The sequence below is a fragment of the Methylobacterium sp. J-092 genome (assembly GCF_022829325.1).
In the GTDB taxonomy this organism is placed as follows: Bacteria; Pseudomonadota; Alphaproteobacteria; order Rhizobiales; family Beijerinckiaceae; genus Methylobacterium.
In genome coordinates this window covers 1-18623 of sequence record NZ_JAKSXU010000186.1, presented here as the reverse complement: position 1 = coordinate 18623, position 18623 = coordinate 1, and the positions used below count along the sequence as shown (strand labels likewise).

At 71.1% G+C, this 18623-nt stretch carries 11 protein-coding genes and 1 pseudogene; 6 read left to right on the top strand and 6 right to left on the bottom strand.

Annotated features, from left to right (window positions below; translation table 11 throughout):
- Nucleotides 1-331 precede the first annotated feature (331 nt).
- The 4 genes from MKK60_RS28530 (at nucleotide 332) to MKK60_RS22110 (ending at nucleotide 9121) form a co-directional block, all read left to right on the top strand.
- Complete coding sequence (locus MKK60_RS28530) at nucleotides 332-1723, top strand: family 2B encapsulin nanocompartment shell protein (protein ID WP_279604214.1); 1392 nt, start codon at nucleotides 332-334, stop codon at nucleotides 1721-1723.
- Nucleotides 1710-3800 (top strand): family 2A encapsulin nanocompartment cargo protein cysteine desulfurase, encoded by a 2091-nt coding sequence (locus tag MKK60_RS22120; RefSeq protein WP_243988593.1) that lies wholly within the window; start codon nucleotides 1710-1712, stop codon nucleotides 3798-3800. The genes MKK60_RS28530 and MKK60_RS22120 overlap by 14 nt, the downstream gene beginning before the upstream one ends.
- 160 nt (nucleotides 3801-3960) lie before the next feature.
- Nucleotides 3961-6576 (top strand): aminopeptidase N, encoded by a 2616-nt coding sequence (pepN, locus tag MKK60_RS22115; protein ID WP_243988592.1) that lies wholly within the window; start codon nucleotides 3961-3963, stop codon nucleotides 6574-6576.
- A gap of 172 nt (nucleotides 6577-6748) precedes the next feature.
- A complete protein-coding gene (locus tag MKK60_RS22110; protein WP_243988591.1) occupies nucleotides 6749-9121 on the top strand; it encodes a PAS domain-containing sensor histidine kinase in 2373 nt (790 codons plus the stop codon).
- A 53-nt stretch (nucleotides 9122-9174) separates the two neighbouring features.
- Here the strand turns inward: MKK60_RS22110 and MKK60_RS22105 are convergent, their stop codons facing one another.
- The 3 genes from MKK60_RS22105 to MKK60_RS22095 form a co-directional block, all read right to left on the bottom strand.
- Nucleotides 9175-9960 carry a creatininase family protein gene (locus MKK60_RS22105; RefSeq protein ID WP_243933133.1) on the bottom strand — a complete coding sequence of 262 codons (786 nt, stop codon included), beginning with the start codon at nucleotides 9958-9960 and terminating at the stop codon, nucleotides 9175-9177.
- 66 nt (nucleotides 9961-10026) lie between these two features.
- Nucleotides 10027-10551, bottom strand: a complete 525-nt coding sequence (locus MKK60_RS22100) for a protein phosphatase CheZ (RefSeq protein WP_243933132.1) — start codon at nucleotides 10549-10551, stop codon at nucleotides 10027-10029.
- A 38-nt stretch (nucleotides 10552-10589) separates the two neighbouring features.
- On the bottom strand, nucleotides 10590-10973 hold the full coding sequence (locus MKK60_RS22095; protein WP_147729619.1) for a response regulator: 384 nt from the start codon (nucleotides 10971-10973) through the stop codon (nucleotides 10590-10592).
- A gap of 297 nt (nucleotides 10974-11270) precedes the next feature.
- On the opposite strand from MKK60_RS22095, the gene MKK60_RS22090 reads away from it, so the two are divergent.
- Together MKK60_RS22090 and lexA are read left to right on the top strand one after the other, a co-directional pair.
- Nucleotides 11271-12209, top strand: coding sequence for an NAD(P)-dependent oxidoreductase (locus MKK60_RS22090; protein WP_243988590.1), 939 nt, complete (start codon nucleotides 11271-11273; stop codon nucleotides 12207-12209).
- 170 nt (nucleotides 12210-12379) lie between these two features.
- Nucleotides 12380-13120, top strand: a complete 741-nt coding sequence (gene lexA / locus MKK60_RS22085; protein ID WP_243933128.1) for a transcriptional repressor LexA — start codon at nucleotides 12380-12382, stop codon at nucleotides 13118-13120.
- Here lexA and MKK60_RS22080 read toward each other — a convergent pair.
- From MKK60_RS22080 to MKK60_RS22070, 3 genes and pseudogenes are all read right to left on the bottom strand, one after another.
- Nucleotides 13114-14601 (bottom strand): annotated as a pseudogene (locus tag MKK60_RS22080) (ComEC/Rec2 family competence protein); the annotation flags it as partial. The gene lexA and the pseudogene MKK60_RS22080 overlap by 7 nt on opposite strands.
- A 149-nt stretch (nucleotides 14602-14750) precedes the next feature.
- The gene (gene mcrC, locus MKK60_RS22075) at nucleotides 14751-15845 is read right to left on the bottom strand and encodes a 5-methylcytosine-specific restriction endonuclease system specificity protein McrC (RefSeq protein ID WP_313901145.1); all 1095 of its coding nucleotides are present in this window, start codon (nucleotides 15843-15845) and stop codon (nucleotides 14751-14753) included.
- Nucleotides 15846-15847: 2 nt separating this feature from the next.
- Nucleotides 15848-18070: an AAA family ATPase gene (locus MKK60_RS22070; RefSeq protein ID WP_243988588.1), complete on the bottom strand. Its 2223-nt coding sequence runs from the start codon at nucleotides 18068-18070 to the stop codon at nucleotides 15848-15850.
- Nucleotides 18071-18623 lie beyond the last annotated feature (553 nt).

Below are 18623 nucleotides of genomic sequence, written 5' to 3'. Positions count from 1 at the left end.
CCCCTCATCGCGCCGGACGAGGCTTTTGGAGAAGTACATTCTCCAGAAACACGACTGCACGACACCGTAATTCATCATACCAGCGTTCGATAGCCGGCATTTCTGCAAGACATCGCAACTTGAGAAAATCGTTCTATTGACCGCGCATCGCGGCCGAGGCTAGACCACGAACGTTCCAAGACGCGACGCAGGTCGTCGTGGGTGGACGTCAAGCATTCGATGCTTCGTCCGAACGCGCTATCTCTTCATGCGGGATGGCTGCGGCCGATACATCATGCCGGCACAGCAACGTGCCCGGGCTCGAACGACAATCAAGCGGGGACGACGAACGATGAGCGGACAAGAACAGAGCGTGGGCGCATCGGCAGCACGCAATCTATCGACCGCGACCGTCACGTCGGTCCAGAACCTCGCCAACACCCCGCGCTGGCTCCTGCGGCTGCTGCCCTTCGTCGACGTCGACGGCGGCGTCTACCGCGTGAACCGTCGCGCCGTGGTGCTGGCCAAGCCCGGCCGCATCGACCTCGCCTCGGACGGCAAGGGCCGCGCGATCAGCCCCGCCTCGCTGCGCGCGGTGCCGCCGTTCAGCCGCCTCGGCGATGCCGAGCTGGCCGCGCTGGCGGACCGGTTCACCGAGAGCCGGCACAATGCCGGCGAGACGATCTCGGAGGGCGGCGCGGGCGACCGCAGCCTGACGATCGTCGCCGACGGCACCGTCGAGCTCTCGCTGTCCGGTCCCTACAAGAACCGGCTGCGCTCGGGTCTCGCCACCCGCGGCGACTTCTTCGGCGACGAGACCCTGGTCGGCGGCAGCCAGCCCGCGCCCGCCGTCAAGGCGCTCTCGGCGGTGACCCTGCTCACCCTCGACCGCGCGGCCCTCGACGACGACGCGGTCAAGAACCGCATCGCGCAGTACGTCGAGGAGCGCGACCGCCTGAAGGGGCACACCAACAGCCACGGCGAGCAGGGCATCGAGCTGCTGGCCGTCCACACCGGCGCCCCGCGCCTGCCGACGACCTTCGTCGACTACGAGATCGATCCGCGCGAGTATCACCTCTCGACGATCCAGACGATCCTCAACACCCACACCCGCGTCACCGATCTCTACTCGAACGAGATCGATCAGCTCCGCGAGCAGATCCGCCTGACGGTGGATGCCGTGAAGGAGCGCGAGGAGTGGGAGCTGCTCAACAACTCCGAGTTCGGCCTGCTCAACGAGGTCGGCGGCCGCCAGCGCATCCCGACGCGCTCCGGCCCGCCGACGCCCGACGATCTCGACGAGCTTCTGACCCTGGTCTGGAAGAAGCCCGCCTTCTTCGTGGCGCATCCCCGCGCCATCGCCGCCTTCGGCCGCGAGGCCACCCGCCGCGGCGTGCCGCCGGTCGTGGTGCACCTGTTCGGCGCGCCCTTCCTGACCTGGCGCGGCGTGCCGCTGGTGCCGAGCGACAAGCTGCCGATCGACACCGACCCGGCGACCGGCGCCCAGACCACCTCGATCCTGCTCTTGCGCGTCGGCGAGGGCGAGCAGGGCGTCGTCGGCCTGCAGAAGTCGGGCGTCACCGGCGAGATCGAGCCGGGCCTGTCGGTGCGCTACATGGGCACCAACGACCACTCGATCGCCTCGCACCTCGTCACCCGCTACTTCTCGGCCGCGGTGCTGGTCGAGGACGCGATCGCCCGCCTCGATAACGTGCTGCTCGGCAACTACCATGACTACGCCTGAGGCCGGCGTCTTGGGCATCTCCGCCATCGGCATCCCCACGGGCGCGACGGGCGATGCCGCCGGCTCCCTCGCCCATGCCGATCTCGTCGGGCGCCTCGCCCGCGAGATCTACGGCCAGGGCAACGCGGCCTCCGCCCCGCTCGCCCCCGCCGTGCCGGCGTCGCCGCAGCGTCCCCAAGGCCTGGAGACCCTTCCCCAGGGCCCCGGGCAGCCGTCGCTCCCGGGTGCCGCGATCGGCACCCCCTCGGTGCCGTCGGGCCCCTCGTCGGGCGTCCAGCCCGACGCCGCCGCCTTCGGCGCGCGCAACGTCGGCGGCCCGAGCGTCGGGCTTCCCGGCCTGACCGGGCCGTCGGCCGCCAACCCGTTCGGCGGGACGCCCGCGCCGACGAGCGCCGGCCTCCTCGACGTCACGACGATCCCCTCGGTCCACCCACTCGCCGACCCGCGCGCGGCGCAGCGCGGCGTTCCGTCCACGCGGCACGGCCTGCCGGAATTCTTCGTGCCGAGCGTGGCCGACGTCGCCGCCTTCCTCCCCGGCGGCGGCGACCTGCACCGGACCGTCGCGAAGGATCATCCGCGGGCCAACGCCTTCGCCCACGTGATCGCGCCGTCCCTCGTTCCGGCGGACCCGTCGAAGCGCGGCGTCGACGTCGCCCAGGAGAACTTCCGGCGCACCGGCCGGCTCTCGGGCGATCCCGTGCGCACGGTCGAGCCCGGCCCCGACGAGCCGTTCTCGTCGGGCGACTACTACTTCCTGACCGGGGGCTCGCGCGCGTCGAGGCCGCACGCCACGCCCCGCGTCGAGCCCGCGCGCCACGACGGGCCGGCCCCGCGCGCGACCTCGACCCGATCGAGCCCGGCGGGCGCGCCCTTCGACGTCGAGCACATCCGCAAGGACTTCCCGGCCTTGCACCAGAGCGTGAACGGGCACCCCCTGGTCTGGCTCGACAACGCGGCGACCACGCACAAGCCGCAATCGGTCATCGACGCGACCTCCGAGTTCTACGCCCGCCACAACTCGAACATCCACCGGGCCGCGCACACGCTGGCCGCGCGCTCCACCGACCTGTTCGAGGGCGGCCGCGAGAAGGTGCGCCGCTTCCTCAACGCGCCCTCGAAGGACGACATCGTCTTCCTGCGCGGCACGACGGAGGCGATCAACCTCGTCGCGAACTCGTACGGCCGGGCCAATATCGGCCCGGGCGACGAGATCATCGTCTCGACGATCGAGCACCACGCCAACATCGTGCCCTGGCAGCTGCTCAGCCAGGCCACCGGCGCGACCCTGCGGGTGATCCCGGTCAACGATCGCGGCGAGATCATCTTCGAGCAGTACGCGGCCCTGCTGTCGGGCCGGACCAAGATCGTCTCGGTGACCCATGTCGCCAACGCGCTCGGCACGGTGAACCCGGTCCGCGAGATCATCGCCCTCGCCCACGCCTACGGCGTGCCGGTGCTGGTCGATGCGGCCCAGTCGACCCCGCACATCCCGATCGACGTGCAGTCGCTCGACGCCGACTTCGTGGTGTTCTCGGGCCACAAGGTCTTCGGGCCGACCGGCATCGGCGCGCTCTACGGCAAGACGCACCTCCTCGCGGCGATGCCGCCGTGGCAGGGCGGCGGCCACATGATCGAGGACGTCACCTTCACGAAGACCGTCTACAAGGGCGCGCCGGAAAAGTTCGAGGCGGGCACGCCGGACATCGCCGGCGCCGTGGGCCTCGGCGCGGCGCTCGACTATCTCGAGAGCGTCGGCCTGCCGGCGATCGCGGCCTACGAGCACGACCTGCTGGACTATGCGCAGGCCGGCCTCGCCGACATCAGGGGCCTGCGCCTGATCGGCACCGCCCGCGAGAAGGCGAGCGTGATGTCCTTCGTGATCGAGGGACAGACGAACGAGGCGGTGGCCCACCACCTCGACCGCCACGGCGTCGCCGTGCGCTCCGGGCACCATTGCGCCCTGCCGGCCCTGCGCCGCTTCGGCGTCGACCAGTCGATCCGCGCCTCGCTCGCCTTCTACAACACCCGTGCGGACGTGGACGTGTTCCTCAAGGCCCTGCACCGCCTGCCGCGGTAGCGGCGTTCGGCAGGATCGCCGGCACGAACGAAGGCCCGATGCCGTCGCCGCGGCATCGGGCCTTCCCGTTTGTCGATCGGCCGGCGGGCATCGCCGTTGCACCGCGGCGGCGGCGGGACCAGAACGGTCCCGACTTCCGGCCAGCCGAGCGAGGCCCCGCATGCGAACCGATACGCCCGTCCAGATCCGGCTTCAGGACTACCGACCGAGCGACTTCCTGATCGACCGCGTCGACCTCGACGTGCGGCTGGCGCCGCACGACACGCGGATCACGGCGAGGCTCGCGCTGCGCCCGAACCCGGCCGGCCGCACCGGCGTCCCCCTGGTGCTCGACGGCGACGACCTCGTCCTGGAGGGGCTGGAGCTCGACGGCGTGCCGCTCGCCGCCGACGCCTACGCGGCGAGCCCGGCCGGGCTGACGTTGCACGCGCCGCCGCAAGGGCCGTTCGAGCTGACGATCGCGACGCGGGTGGACCCGACCGCCAACACCAAGCTGATGGGGCTCTACCGCTCGAACGGCGTCTACTGCACCCAGTGCGAGGCCGACGGCTTCCGCCGGATCACCTACTTCCTCGACCGGCCCGACGTGATGGCGGTCTACACCACCCGGATCGAGGCCGAGCGCGCGGAGGCCCCGGTGCTGCTCGGCAACGGCAACCCGGTGGAGGCCGGCGACGTGCCCGGCACCGGACGGCACTTTTCCGTGTGGCACGACCCGCACCCGAAGCCCGCCTACCTGTTCGCCCTCGTCGGGGGCGCCCTCGACCGGGTCGCGCAGGACTTCACCACGATGGAGGGCCGGGCCGTCGCGGTCGCGGTCTACGTCGAGCCCGGCAAGGCGCCGCGCGCCGCCTACGCCCTCGACGCGGTGATCCGCTCGATGGCCTGGGACGAGGCGACCTTTGGGCGCGCCTACGACCTCGACGTGTTCAACGTCGTCGCCGTGTCGGACTTCAACATGGGCGCGATGGAGAACAAGGGCCTCAACCTGTTCAACGACAAGTACGTCCTGGCCTCGCCCGAGACCGCGACCGACGGCGACTACGCCGCGATCGAGCGCATCATCGCGCACGAGTACTTCCACAACTGGTCGGGCAACCGCGTCACCTGCCGCGATTGGTTCCAGCTCTGCCTGAAGGAGGGCCTGACGGTCTTCCGCGACCAGGAATTCTGCGCGGACATGCGCTCGCGCGCCGTCCACCGCATCGGCGAGGTCCGCAATCTGCGCGCGCGGCAGTTCCCCGAGGATGCCGGCCCGCTCCGGCACCCGGTCCGGCCGGGGGCCTACGCCGAGATCAACAACTTCTACACGGCGACCGTCTACGACAAGGGCGCCGAGATCGTGCGGATGCTGCGCACGCTGATCGGGGCCGACGCCTTCCGGGCCGGCATGGACCGGTACTTCGCCGACAACGACGGCACGGCGGCCACCGTCGAGGACTTCCTGGCGGCCTTCGCCGCGGTGACGGGACGCGACCTCACGGCCTTCGCGCGCTGGTACGAGCGCCCCGGCACGCCGACGCTCGCCGTGACCCGCGCCTACGACGCGGCGTCCCGGCGCTGCACGCTCGGTCTCCGCCAGAGCCTGGAGGCGGCCGGGCCGCCGCTGGTGATCCCGGTGGCGCTCGGCCTCGTCGGCACGGCCGGCCCGCTCGCCGGGGCGACGTCGGCCGCGGTCGCCGGCGGCGTCTTCGTCCTCGACGCCGAGACCGCGACGGTGGCGTTCGAGAACGTCGCCGAGCCGCCCGTCCCCTCGCTGCTGCGCGGCTTCTCGGCCCCGGTGCGGCTCGACCTCGACCTGACCGACGCCGAGCGACTCACCCTGCTCCGCCACGACACCGACCCGTTCAACCGCTGGCAGGCGGCGCAGGGCATCGCGATGCGCCTGATCCTCGGACCGGCGGCGCCGGGGGCGGCCGAGGCCTTCGCCGACGCGCTCGGGGCCTTCCTCGACGGCGAGGCCCTGGCCGACCCGGCCTTCGCCGCCCTGGTCCTGGCGCTTCCCGGCGAGGGCGAGGCCGCCAGCGAGATGGCCGCCGACATCGACCCGGATGCGATCCACGCCGCCCGCACCGCCCTTCGGGCGGTCCTCGGAACGCGGCTGCGCACGCGCCTCGACGGGCTGATGTCGGCGCTGCGGCCGTCGCACGAGACCGCCTACAGCCCGGATGCGGCCTCGGCCGGCCGCCGGTCTCTCGCCAACGCCTGCCTCGACCTGATCGCGGCGGCCGATCCCGCGGCGGGGACCGAGGGCGCCCTCGCCCAGCTGCGCGAGGCCCGCAACATGACCGACCGCCTCGCCGCCCTCGGCGTGATCGCGGCGATCCCGGGGGACGCCCGCGAGGCGGCGCTCGCCGCCTTCGGCAGCACCTATGCCGACGAGCCGCTCGTCCTCGACAAGTGGTTCGCGATCCAGGCGATGATCCCCGAGGACGGCACGCGGGCGCGGATCGCCGGGCTCGCCGAGCACCCGGCCTTCGCCATGACCAACCCGAATCGGGTACGGGCGCTGATCGCCAGCTTCGCGCTCGGAAACCCGACCCAGTTCGCGCGGGCCGACGGAACCGGGTTCGCCCTGGTGGCCGAGCGCATCGAAGCGCTCGACCGGATCAATCCGCAGCTCGCCGCGCGCCTCCTCACCGCCTTTTCCCCGTGGCGCCGATGGGAAATTTCGCGGCGGGAAAAGGCCGCCGAAATCCTCAACCGGATCAAGGCGATCCCCGCGCTTTCGCGGGACGTGGCCGACATCGCCGCCCGCACCCTCGAAGCCGGTTAACCATCGCTTAACATTGACGATTCTCCGCCGAATCCGAGTCGGTAGATGCTGCCGGGAGTCAAGCTCGGCCGGAAAAAAGCCGTGGACAAATCACCCGGGAAAGTGATGAACTGAATTCAGATTCGAGGCCGGCGCAGCACGGCCCGGACGCTTTCATGTCACGAGGTCGACCATGCCGGAGGCGGATTCCGCTTCCTTCTCCGCGCGTGCGGATACGATTCTCGGCATCCACTGGCCGACGCGGGCTCCGGCCGCGCGTTTCGTCCAGGCCGAGGCGTGGCTGCGCTACGCGGTGCCGGCCCTGCTGGCGACCTTCCTCGCCTGCCTGGCGGGGCTGACCGCGCTCCACCTCCAGAACCAGCGCGACGAGCTGCTCGCCGCCGCGAGCGCCGACCTCGAGACCTTCACCCGCCTCTCGGCGGGGGCGCTGGCCGGCCGCGTCGGCAGCGACGAGGCGGCCCAGGCGAGCCTCGCCGACCTGTTCCCCGCCGGCGCGCTCCCGGCCGGGCGCCGGGTGCTGATCGTGGCGCGCGGCGAGCGCATCGTCGCGGCCCGCCCGCCGCTGCCCGCGGGCGCCGAGACGCTCCAGACCGTGCTCGGCGAGGCGGAGGCGCTCTCGACGCTGGGCGAGCGCGCCGGCGTGATGCGCCTGGCGCTGGCCGGCGGCGACACGGTGTTCGCGGCGATGCGGCGCCTGCCCGACGGCCAGGACCGGATCGCGGTGATGCAGTCGGTCGAGGCGCTGACCGCGACCTGGACGGGCCGCGCCCGGCACCAGGCCATCCTCGTCGCGGCGGCCGCCCTCGTCATCGTCGGGGTCGGCCTCGCCTACGGGCTCCAGAGCCGCCGGGCGAAGGCGATCGACAAGGTCTGCGAGCAGATCCGCCAGCGCCTCGACACCGCCCTCGGCCGCGGCGCCTGCGGCCTGTGGGACTGGGACATCCCGCGCGGGCAGATCTACTGGTCGGATTCGATGTACGCGCTGCTCGGCTACCGCCGCGAGCGCGAGTTCCTGTCGTTCGGCGACGTCAACGCCCTGGTCCACCCGGATGACGGCGACCTCTACAGCCTCGCCCGCGGGCTCGCCGCGAGCCAGACCGCGGTGGACCACGCGTTCCGCATGCGCGGCGCGAACGGCGCCTACATCTGGCTGCGCACCCGTGCCGAGGTGGTGCCGGACGTGACCGACGGCGGCCGCCACCTCGTCGGCATCGCCGTCGACGTCACCGAGCAGCAGCACCTCGCCGAGGCCAGCGCCACCAACGACATGCGCCTGCGCGACGCCGTCGAGGCGATCTCCGAGGCGTTCGTGATCTGGGACACGAGCAACCGCCTCGTCCTGTGCAATTCCAAGTTCCGCCACCTCCACGCGCTGAGCCCCGAGGACGCGCAGGTCGGCCGCCGCTACGACGAGGTGATGGGCCGCGGCGTGCTTCCGCAGATCCGGCGCGAGATGCCCGAGACCGACACCGCGAGCGCGACCGCCCGCACCTTCGAGGCGGAGCTCACCGACGGCCGCTGGCTGCAGATCAGCGAGCGGCGGACCAAGGACGGCGGCTACGTCTCGGTCGGCACCGACATCACCAACCTGAAGCGGCACCAGGAGCAGCTCGTCGCCTCGGAACGCGAGCTGATCGAGACGGTCAAGGATCTCAAGCGGTCGCGCCGCACGCTGGAATTGCAGACGCAGCAGCTCGCCGACCTCGCCGAGCGCTACCTCGACCAGAAGGCGGCGGCGGAATCGGCCAACCAGGCGAAATCCGAGTTCCTGGCCAACATGAGCCACGAGCTGCGCACGCCGCTCAACGCGATCATCGGCTTCGCCGAGCTGATGGCGAGCGAGCTCTACGGCCCCCTCGGCTCGGCGCGCTACGGCGAGTATTGCGCCGACATCCGCGCCAGCGGCGACTACCTGCTCTCGATGATCGACGACATCCTCCACATGTCGCGGATCGAGTCGCACCGCGTCCGGCTCGCGCGCCGCGAGATCGCCGTCGCGGCGGCGGTCTCCAACGCGCTCAAGCTCGTGTCTGAGCCGGCCCGGCAGAAGAACCTCCACGTCGCCGTCGACCTGTATCCCGGCCTCGCGCTGCTCGCCGACGAGCGCGCCCTGCAGCAGATCCTGGTCAACCTGCTGCAGAACGCCGTGAAGTTCACGCCCGCCAACGGCCGGATCGCGGTGCGCGCCCGCCCAGCCGGCGACCACGCCCACCTGTTCATTGAGGATACCGGGATCGGTATCCCGAAGGCGGCGCTCGCCAGGCTCGGCGCGCCGTTCTCGCAGGTCGAGACCAACCTCACCCGCAGCCACAAGGGCTCCGGCCTCGGCCTCGCCATCGCCCGCTCCATGGCCGAGCTGCACGGCGGCTCCCTGCGCATCCGCTCGGAGGAGACCGTCGGCACCATCGTCCTGGTGCGCCTGCCCCGCCCGACCACCGAGCACCTCGCGACGGTGGCCGCGGAGGATGCCGGGCAGCAGACCGTCGCGGCGCTCCGCGAGGCGTCCGGGGCGAGCGCGCGGCAGCCGCAGCCGGCCGGCGCCTGACAGGGAGCCGGGGCGAAGCCCGGCTCCGCTCCCGAATCGATGCGACGTCGAGGCTACCCGCCCGAAAGGTCGAAGCGCGCCACGTCGTGCAGGAGCGCCACGAACGCCCGCGCGCCGTGGTCGAGGGCGGCCTCGCCCGCCTCGGCGGTGCCGAGCCGGGCATCGCCGATCGCGCCCGACGGATGGAGGTCGCCGGCCTTCCAGGCGAAGGCGGCGGGACGCCCGGCGCGCAGGTGCGTGAAGGCGCCCGCCATCGCACGGGTGCGCGAGGGAAAGTCGGCGATCGCCTCGCGCCGAACCAGGTCGGGCCGAAGCGCCAGCATCAGCGCCGTCTCGATCCCGCCGGCATGGATGCCGTGGACGATCTCGTCGTCGGGAAAGCATCCCTTCGGATAGCCGAACCGCGCCCAAGCGGTCGTCACCGCGACCATGCCGAAGCGGGCGCGCAGATCGCCGGCCACGAGGTCGATCAGCGCGCTGTTGCCGCCGTGCGAGGTGACGATCACCAGCCGGTTGCAGCCGGCCCGGTGCACGCCGGCACCGATCTCGGTCCAGGCGGCGAGCGCGGTCGCGGTGGTGAGCGAGAGGGTACCGGGAAAGGCGTCGTGCTCGTCGGACTTGCCGACCGACTGCACCGGCAGCACCAGCACGTCGAGATCGGCTGGCACCAGGGCGCGGGCGCGCGCGAGGTAGCCCTCCATGATCGCCACGTCGGTGCAGAGCGGCAGGTGCGGGCCGTGCTGCTCGATCGCGGCCACCGGCAGCACCGCGACCGTGCGGCCCATGCCGCGCCCGGAGACCTCGCGCGTGGTCAGGTCGGACCAGAGCCGTGCCGCCATGCTGTCCCCCGATGCCCCGACGTCAGGCGCAACGCTCTAGCGGAGCCGGCCCCTTCCCGTCGAGGTTCAGGCGAACAGGGCGTCGATGTCGTCCTGTGCCGTCGCCGGGCCGTTCGGCTGCGGGCCGTTGAGGAGCAGGCGCTGGGCGCGCTCGTTGCGCTCGGCCTCGGCCGGGTCCTGTCCGGCGGCGTCCCGCGCCCGCACCGCGCTGGCGAAGCGCGCGAGCCGCAGCTCGAACTGCTGCAGGGCGGCGACCACCTTGCCGATGCGCTGGCCGGTGATGTCCTGGAAGGCGCAGGCCTCGAAGATCGTGCCGATGCCGCTCTCGACCGCGGCGCGGTATTCCGGCCCGTCCGGGAGCGCCAGCATCGACTCGGCCGCCTCCATGATGGTGTTGGTGGCGCCGGCGGTCGCGGCGAGGACGTTGCCGAGCTCCTCGTGCGCCATCGGGATGCGGTCGTGCGTCAGCTCGTTGGCGCGCAGGGCCGCGATCTCGTCGCGCACGTGGGCGATGTAGTCCGCGATCTCGATTAACTCGGACACCATGGTCGCCGGGTTGATCGTCGCGCCGAGCGGTCTTTGCAAACCCATCGTCAGCATTCCTCCGCGTGTCGGCCCCGAAAGGTCGGTCAGGCGCCGCAGACCGCCTCGATCTTGCTCTTCAGGGTCGCGGCGTTGAACGGCTTGACGATGTAGTTGTTCACGCCGGCCTTCTTGGCGGCGATGACGTTCTCGGTCTTCGACTCGGCGGTGACCATGATGAACGGCGTGGTGCGCAGGCCCTCGTCGGCGCGGACGTGGCGAAGCAGCTCGTAGCCGGTCATCGGCTCCATGTTCCAGTCGGAGATCACGAGGCCGTACTTGCGGCCCTTGAGGCGCGCCAGCGCGGCCGTGCCGTCGGAGGCGTCGTCGACCTCCTCGAAGCCGAGCTGCTTGAGCAGGTTGCGGATGATGCGAACCATCGTCTGGTAGTCGTCGACGACCAGGATCGGCATGCTGAGATCGAGGGCCATGGTCAAACTGCTCCGGTGTCTCCGAATCGCCGGCTCGGCCGTCGGCGTCGGTCACGCAATGTCGGGAGGCGCTGTCGCTGGTCGCACCTCATGCCCGGGACCTTACGCCGGGCGGCATTGCGAAGCGGTTAATCGCGCTGCGATCGGCGCACCCACTCGGATAGGCGGCGCGGCCGCCTTTACCGACGCGCTCGGCTGCGTGATGACGATGCCCCCAGCTGCGACGTCGCCCGGACGCCGCGGCAGAGCGGGCAGCCCGCCGGCACCGGCCCGGCCGCGGAGAAGGATCGCCGCCCCATGCGCAAGGTCGTCATCAGCGAGTTCATGGACGAGGCCGCGATCGCGGCGGAGCTCGCGGGGTTCGAGACGCTCTACGATCCGACCCTGGTCGACCGGCCGGACGCCCTGCGCGCGGCGCTCGCGGGCGCGTCCGGGCTGATCGTCCGCAACCGCACGCAGGTGCGCGCGGGCCTGCTCGCGGCGGCATCCGACCTCAGGGTGGTGGGCCGCCTCGGCGTCGGGCTCGACAACATCGATCTGGCCGCCTGCGCCGCCCGCGGGATCGCGGTCCATCCCGCGACCGGCGCCAACGACGGCGCGGTGGCCGAGTACGTGATCGGCACCGCGTTGCTGCTGCTGCGCGGCGCCTACGGCGCGAGCGCGCAGGTCGCCGCGGGCGCGTGGCCGCGCAACGCGCTGATGGGACGCGAGATCGCCGGCAAGCGCCTCGGCCTCGTCGGCTTCGGCGCGATCGCCCGCCAGACCGCCCGCCGTGCGGCGGCCCTCGACATGACCGTCGCCGCCTTCGACCCGCACCTTGCGCCCGACGACGCCGCGTGGCGCCCGGCGCACGGCGCGGTGGCGAGCCTGACCCTTGACGCGCTGGTCGCAACGAGCGACGTGCTCTCGCTGCACGTGCCGCTGACCGAGGCGACGCGCGACATGATCGGGCCGGCGGCGATCGCCCGGATGCGGCCGGGCGCGATCCTGATCAACGCCGCCCGCGGGGGCGTCGTGGACGAGGCCGCCGTCGCCGCGGCGCTTCGGTCCGGGCACCTCGGCGGGGCGGCGCTCGACGTGTTCGCCCAGGAGCCCGTGGACGCCGCGGGCGGCGCGGCGCTGATCGACGTGCCGAACCTCATCCTGACCCCGCACATCGCCGGCGTGACGCGGGAATCGAACGTGCGCGTCTCGGCGGTCACCGCCCGCGCCGTGCGCCGCAGCCTCGAGGGCTGAGCCCCGCAGCACAGCGATCGAAAAGGGCTCGGCGCGCGACGAAATTCGATGCAACGGTCGGATCGGCCGATGAGAACCCTTGCGGAACACTTGACGAACGTTTAACGTGTTCGTGTTTTGTTTCTGCGGCTCCACCTTCGTGTGGCCGCGCATTCCTGCGAGCCGCGCCGATGCTGACCCGTAAACAGCTGGATCTCCTGCGATTCATCGACGAGCGGATGCGCGAGGACGGGGTTCCGCCGTCGTTCGACGAGATGAAGGACGCCCTCGATCTCAAGTCGAAATCCGGCATCCACCGGCTGATCACCGCCCTAGAGGAGCGCGGCTTCCTGCGCCGGCTTCCGAATCGGGCTCGGGCGATCGAGGTGCTGCGCATGCCCGACGGCGCCGGCCGCTCCAGCGCGCCCGCCCCGGTGCCGGCAGCTCCCGCCGCGCCGCGCCGGTTCACCCCGAGCGTGGTCGAGGGCGGGCGCTCGAAGGCCGTGCCGCCGCGTCCTTCCACGACGCAGATGGTCGACGACAGCGGGCGCGCGGTGTCGATCCCGGTGATGGGCCGGATCGCGGCCGGCACGCCGATCTCGGCGATCCAGAACCAGAGCCACGCGATCACCATGTCGCCGGACTTCCTGGCCGGCGGCGAGCACTACGCCCTGGAGGTCCGCGGCGACTCGATGGTCGAGGCGGGCATCCTCGACGGCGACCTCGTGGTCATCCGCAAGCAGGACACCGCCAACACCGGCGACATCATCGTGGCGCTGATCGACGACGAGGAGGCGACGCTGAAGCGGCTGCGCCGTCGCGGCTCCTCGATCGCGCTCGAAGCCGCGAACCCGGCCTACGAGACCCGCGTGCTCGGGCCGGATCGGGTGCAGATCCAGGGCCGCCTGGTCAGCCTCGTGCGCCGTTACTGAAGGGTCTCGCCCGGCATCTCCGGGTTCGGGCCGTCCGCGGCCGGATCGTCGGGTGCCGGGTCGGCGTCCTCCGCCCGGGGGGGCGGTACGGCCATGCCCTGGAACGGGACGTCCTTCGGCTTGGGCTCGGCCGCGGGCGACGATCCGCCCGCTGCCGCGTCATCCGTTCCCTGGGGCGGGGGACGGACCATCGCGGGGCGCCACGGCAGCGTCCGTCCCGGCTCATGCGTGTCGGCCAGAATGAAGCCATTCGGCTCGACGCGGATCGCCACGGCGCCGTGGCTGGCGAGGTAGGCGCGATCGATGACGAGGGCGGCGGCGCAGCCGGGCGGTGCGGCGAGCGCCGTGATCAGCACCGAGGCCTTGGCGCAATCCTGCGCGAAGCCGCGGCGATCCTTCAGAAGCGCCACCGCGCGCCCGTCGGCCAACCGAAGCGTGCATCCGATCCGGTCGCAAACGGAACCGCCCGTCGCCTGCGCGCCCGGCCTGCCGTCGCCGTCGGCCTTCAGCCACTGCTCCAGCACGAAGTTCGACGGCCGCCCGAGGGCGACGAGGCTGCCGTCGGCGCGGCGCACCGCCGCTCCGCTGCCCTGGCGGTCGACGTAGATGTCGTAGCGGGCCGGCATCGTCGCCAGGCCGAGCCCGAGCAGCGCCGGCGGCAGGGCGAGCCAGCGCAGGCGCGAGACCGGGAGCGTCGCGAGCAGCAGCCCCGCGGCGAGGCACCCGAGCGCGGCGGTGCCGAAGGCCGGGACCACGACGTTGGCGCGCCCGAGCCCCTGGATCCAGCCGGAGATGGTCAGCATGCCGCGCACCGCCAGTCCCATCAGCCACCAGACCGGCTGGTCGAGGGCGAACGGGTAGGCGACGATGCCCAGCACCGCCGCCGGCATCACCGCGAGCGAGACCAGCGGTAGGGTGAGCGCGTTGCCGATCAGCCCGAAGGGTTGGACGGTCTGGAAGTGGTAGGTGGCGAAGGGCGCGGTCGCGACCTGCGCCACGAGCGTCGTGCCGAGGGTGCCGACCACCGTCGTCAGCGACAGCGCGATCAGCCGGCCGATCCGCCCGGCCCCGTCGCGGCGGAACATCCCTCCATCGATCAGGCGGGCGCAGGCGATGAGGCCGGCCACCGCCCCGAACGACATCTGGAAGCTCGGGCCGAGCAAGCCTTCCGGCTCGTGCGAGAGCGCGATGAGCGCGGCGAGAGCGAGGTTGCGCATGCTGAGCGCCGGGCGATCGACCAGGATCGCCCCGAGCATGATCAGGGTCATCACGAGGGAACGCTCGGCCGCGATGTCCCAGCCGGAGAAGACGCAGTAGGCGGTGACCCCGACCATCGCCAGCGCCGCGGCGATCTTCTTGATCGGCCAGGCCAGCGCCAGGAACGGCACCAGGGCGAGGCCGGCGCGGACGAGCCAGAACACGACCCCGGCGGCCAGCACCATGTGGAGCCCTGAGATCGAGACCCTGTTGGGAAGGTTGGCCTGCAATCTCGCTGGATCAGTGGGTGACTCGGGTACGAGCGCCAGCGGGGCTAAAACGGCAGTACGGTATGAAGCTCAGCCGTACGCCCGGCTTGGAAAGCCATGGCTCTCGTTCGATATGCGGCGTATCCCACCCCACCGCTGCATGGTTATGCACCCGCAATTTCGAGCAGCCTGGAGCGAACGTCTGCGCCTGGGCGAGCGAGATCCACCGTCGCGAATCGGACGTGATGCCCTTGTATGGTCACGCCCTCGTCGATGTGGCGGTCTAGGGACGGGTGGAGCAGCACCCCCCCGGCGACGTCTGCCCGCGCATCGCCCCTCCCAGCCTGGGACCGGAGGTAGGCGTACATCTGGTACAGGTGCGCACTTTTGAAAGACTCGCCCCCGTAGGGACGGGCCGTAAGGATACCCGTGAACTTGGTGTCGATCACCGTCCGGCGCTCCTTGTGGTCCAGCACGACGTCGGCTTGCATGCCGGGCAAAAGCGCGGTCAACCCGGGTGTCGGCGTGGCCGTGTCCCAGCCGAGACCCAGTTGCACACGCACGCGCTGCGAGCCGCCGAGCTCGTGCCGATAGAAGCCCGCGACGGCCTTCTCGAAGATCCTGCGGAGCAACCGCTCGTCGCGATCAAGGCGCGTCAGGTGGACGTCGCCCGCCGTCTCCGCGGGGATCAAAAGGTCGAGCGCCATCGTCGAGACCGCTACCATCAAGTGGTCCTCGGTCTCGTGCCGCGCGACTTGGTCGGTGGAGGTCTCCGCGCGGGTTGGGCGCATGCCACTCACGCCCTGCACAGCAAGAGTGCGCGCGAGACCCCCGCAGCGCCGGGACAGGTCCGGCTTCGCGACGACGGTCGCCATGCGTTCGAGGGCGGCCCGCACCAACCTATTGCGCGGCGTGTTGTTCGTCAGTTCCTCGAAGCGGCAGGCGACGAGCCCGCGTCGGAGCAACGAGCCGCTCTCCGTCTTCAACCAATCGATCCGGCCGCGCACCCTCGGTAGCTCTGCTCCGGTCATCCGGTAGCCGCGCGAGAGGCTGCGTCGCAGGCGCCGCTCGACCACGGTCGCGAGCAGGATCGCCAGAAGCTCGGGCAACTCGGTCTCCTCGTCGACGTCCCCCTCCGCTCGGTCCAGGAAGCCGGCAAGGTCTGCGGCATAGACCAGCAGCATCCAGAGGTTACGGACGGGAATGCCGCCGTGGCTGCGCCACGTCGTGCCTCCGTCAACAGTCGGGGCGACGCCCACCCTCAAACCTGCAGTCGGAGCGCGGCGGTCCGCTCGCGCGCCTTCGTCGCATCGTCAAACCAGTATTCCGCGAGCAGCGGCGCGACCTCGGTGTCGATGGTCTCGGAGTACCATCGCCGCCATCCTTCCTCCGACATGGCGTCGTCGCCGACCGGGGTCACGAAACTGTGGCCGACCTGGAACTGGGGGCCGAGCGCCCGGTCCTCGGCGATGACGGCGTTGAGCGCATCCATGCGCGTCCCGATCTCGGAGACCAACGCCGGCGGGACCCCATGGTCGACGCACCACGCCCGCCATGGCGGACCGAGCTCCGGCATCAGCGTGAGGAAGGCGAAGCGTCGGCGCAAAGCGAGGTCGACCAAGGCCAGCGAGCGGTCGGCCAGATTCATGGTCCCGACAATGTACAGGTTCTCGGGCACGTACACGCGCTCGTCGAGAGACCTAGGGTAGGCGAGGCGGAGCGCCTCCTCGGGGCCGCGCTTCGTAGCTTCGACCAGGGTCAACAGCTCCCCGAGGATCTGCGCTGGGTTCCCGCGATTGACCTCCTCGATCACGAGGACGAAGGGCCGTCCCGGCTCGGCAGCCGCCGCCTGCACCGCCTCCAGGAAGGCACCGTCGGCGAGCCGCAAGCCGCCTCGCCCGTCCGGGCGCCATCCGCGCACGAAATCCTCGTACGACAGCGACGGCTGGAACTGTAGGGCGAGTAGCCGCTCAGTGTCCTTGGCGCCGATCAGCGCGTAACCCAGCCGCTTCGCGAGCCAGGTCTTGCCCGTTCCTGGCGGTCCCTGGAGGATGAGGTTCTTCTTGCGTCGCAGGAGCTCCACGGCGGCCTCGACGCGGTCCTTCCCGAGGAAGCAGCCCTCGTCGACGATGGACTGTGCGTCGTAGGGCGGTGCAAGCGTCGCCGGCCCTTCCGGGATGGCGACCGCCCCCTCGCTGGTAACCGCGTCGACCTCGACGTCCTGCTCGGGGGCGAGCTGCCACAGCCGCTCGAAGTCCGGCGGCAGCGCTGCGGCGTAGTCCTCGCCGTCGTCCGTCAGGATCAGTCGGCCGCCCCCCGTCGAATTATCGAGCTGGACTAGGCCGACCAACCTCGCCCAGGAGACGATATGCGAGCCGGGGAGCGTGGTCTTCCACGTCGGGACGAGGTCCTGCAGGCGCTTGGCGGCCTCGCTGTGCCGCAGCGCGCCTGGCTCGCGGCCGACCATGAGCAGAAGGTGCCCCATCCCGAAGACCCGTCCCACCAGGGGTGCCTGTAGCACTTGGACGGGGTCGCTCGCGATGAGAAGCTCCTGGCCGCGCTCGGTCGGACGATAGCTGCCACCCTCAAGCCGGATCAGGCCGAGGCCGCCCATGGCTTGGGAGATCATGTTGGGTGCTGAGCTGGCGTTGAGTTGGGATGCCTCGGCGAGGATGACGTCGATCAGGTCCTCGCGGGCAATGCCCTGCTCGGCCTCGCGCACCATCGCGACGAGCAGGCTGACGTTGTCCTTCACCGCCGCCAGCGCCCTGCGTTGCGCGTTGGCCGGGAGGAGGGAGAGGGCCGGGAGGTCGTTGGCCTCCCGCAGTGGCGACGGTAGCGTCACGGCACCATCGTCCGCACGCTCCACCTTGGTCTGCCACAGGAACCAGCAGAAGATCGACTGGTCCACGGTCTCCTCGATTGTCTTGGCCGTGCCGACCGCCTCGCGCACCCGCTCCCGCAGGCCCGCATGTTGGGCGACGTAGCCCCCCGGCAGGCGCAGGGCCCCCAGCGCACGTTGGACCCCGAATACACGTCCCGCGTCCATCAAGCAGGTCATGTCGTAAGGGAACATGGCGGCGAGCAGCCGCACCAACCGGGCCTTGGGCCTACGCTTGGCGTAGCGGGGACGGACCCAGGTCAGCACATCATCGAAGAGCGCCTGCAGGCGCTTTCCGCGATCCTCAACCCCAAGACCCTCCAGCGAGCCGCGCGCGTCGAATAAGAGGTCCGCCAGCTGCGTGTCCGGGTAGGCGCCGACGACCGTGACGGCTTGGCCCGGCCCGATGCCGGAGACGTCAGAGGCGTCCCAGAGCATCTTCTGGAACTCCGGCGCCTGCCACGCCGCACGATCGGCATCGCGCACCTTGCGGACCTGATCCGCGTAGTTGCGGCGCCAGTCCCTGGCCCAGTCCTCGTCCCTGTACGCGGCGAACTCGTCTTCGAAGAGGCCACGAAGTTCGTCTGCACCGAGGCTATGCATTTCGGCTCCCTTTTCCACATCCCTACCGCAGGCAGTTGCGACGGCCAAGGTTCAGGATATGGCGGCCCGCAGTCCATCGACCGGGCATATGCGGGCGCATGACCGAGGTGCACCCGCCGTCAACCGCAAGAGACGGGCGATGTCGCTGCCGAGTGATAATATTGGACCCTTATGTGTAGGGTTGATCGGCATCGTAGCGGTCGCCTCCGGCTGCTGTCGGTAGGCTGGACCCTTCTGGCTCAGGGGTTTTCGGATCAAGAGGGGGTACTCGAAGGTCGGCGTAGCAGAGATATAGCCGAGCACTTCGACGCAACGGTCGGTTCGCCGCGGGGGGGGGGGGGGGGGAGGACCGTCTGGCCCGCCCAGGAACGAGCCTGGCGGGCCCTCTTATCAATGTCGGCCCCGTCCCCTTTGTCGTTTGCCAAGGCGTGCGTCTCCGCCTCCCCCAGGGCCAGGCAGCGGGATGTCTAGCCCGTACGCAGGTGCGGTCCGACCACCAGCATGTCATTGGCGGGGTTCTGACCTGTCCCCGGGCGGCCCATCCGCGGGCGGG

Coding starts and splice junctions, on each gene's coding strand:
- MKK60_RS28530 (WP_279604214.1), top strand. CDS start 332: ATGAGCGGACAAGAACAGAGCGTGGGCGCATCGGCAGCACGCAATCTA.
- MKK60_RS22120 (WP_243988593.1), top strand. CDS start 1,710: ATGACTACGCCTGAGGCCGGCGTCTTGGGCATCTCCGCCATCGGCATC.
- pepN (WP_243988592.1), top strand. CDS start 3,961: ATGCGAACCGATACGCCCGTCCAGATCCGGCTTCAGGACTACCGACCG.
- MKK60_RS22110 (WP_243988591.1), top strand. CDS start 6,749: ATGCCGGAGGCGGATTCCGCTTCCTTCTCCGCGCGTGCGGATACGATT.
- MKK60_RS22105 (WP_243933133.1), bottom strand. CDS start 9,960: ATGGCGGCACGGCTCTGGTCCGACCTGACCACGCGCGAGGTCTCCGGG.
- MKK60_RS22100 (WP_243933132.1), bottom strand. CDS start 10,551: ATGGGTTTGCAAAGACCGCTCGGCGCGACGATCAACCCGGCGACCATG.
- MKK60_RS22095 (WP_147729619.1), bottom strand. CDS start 10,973: ATGGCCCTCGATCTCAGCATGCCGATCCTGGTCGTCGACGACTACCAG.
- MKK60_RS22090 (WP_243988590.1), top strand. CDS start 11,271: ATGCGCAAGGTCGTCATCAGCGAGTTCATGGACGAGGCCGCGATCGCG.
- lexA (WP_243933128.1), top strand. CDS start 12,380: ATGCTGACCCGTAAACAGCTGGATCTCCTGCGATTCATCGACGAGCGG.
- MKK60_RS22070 (WP_243988588.1), bottom strand. CDS start 18,070: ATGCATAGCCTCGGTGCAGACGAACTTCGTGGCCTCTTCGAAGACGAG.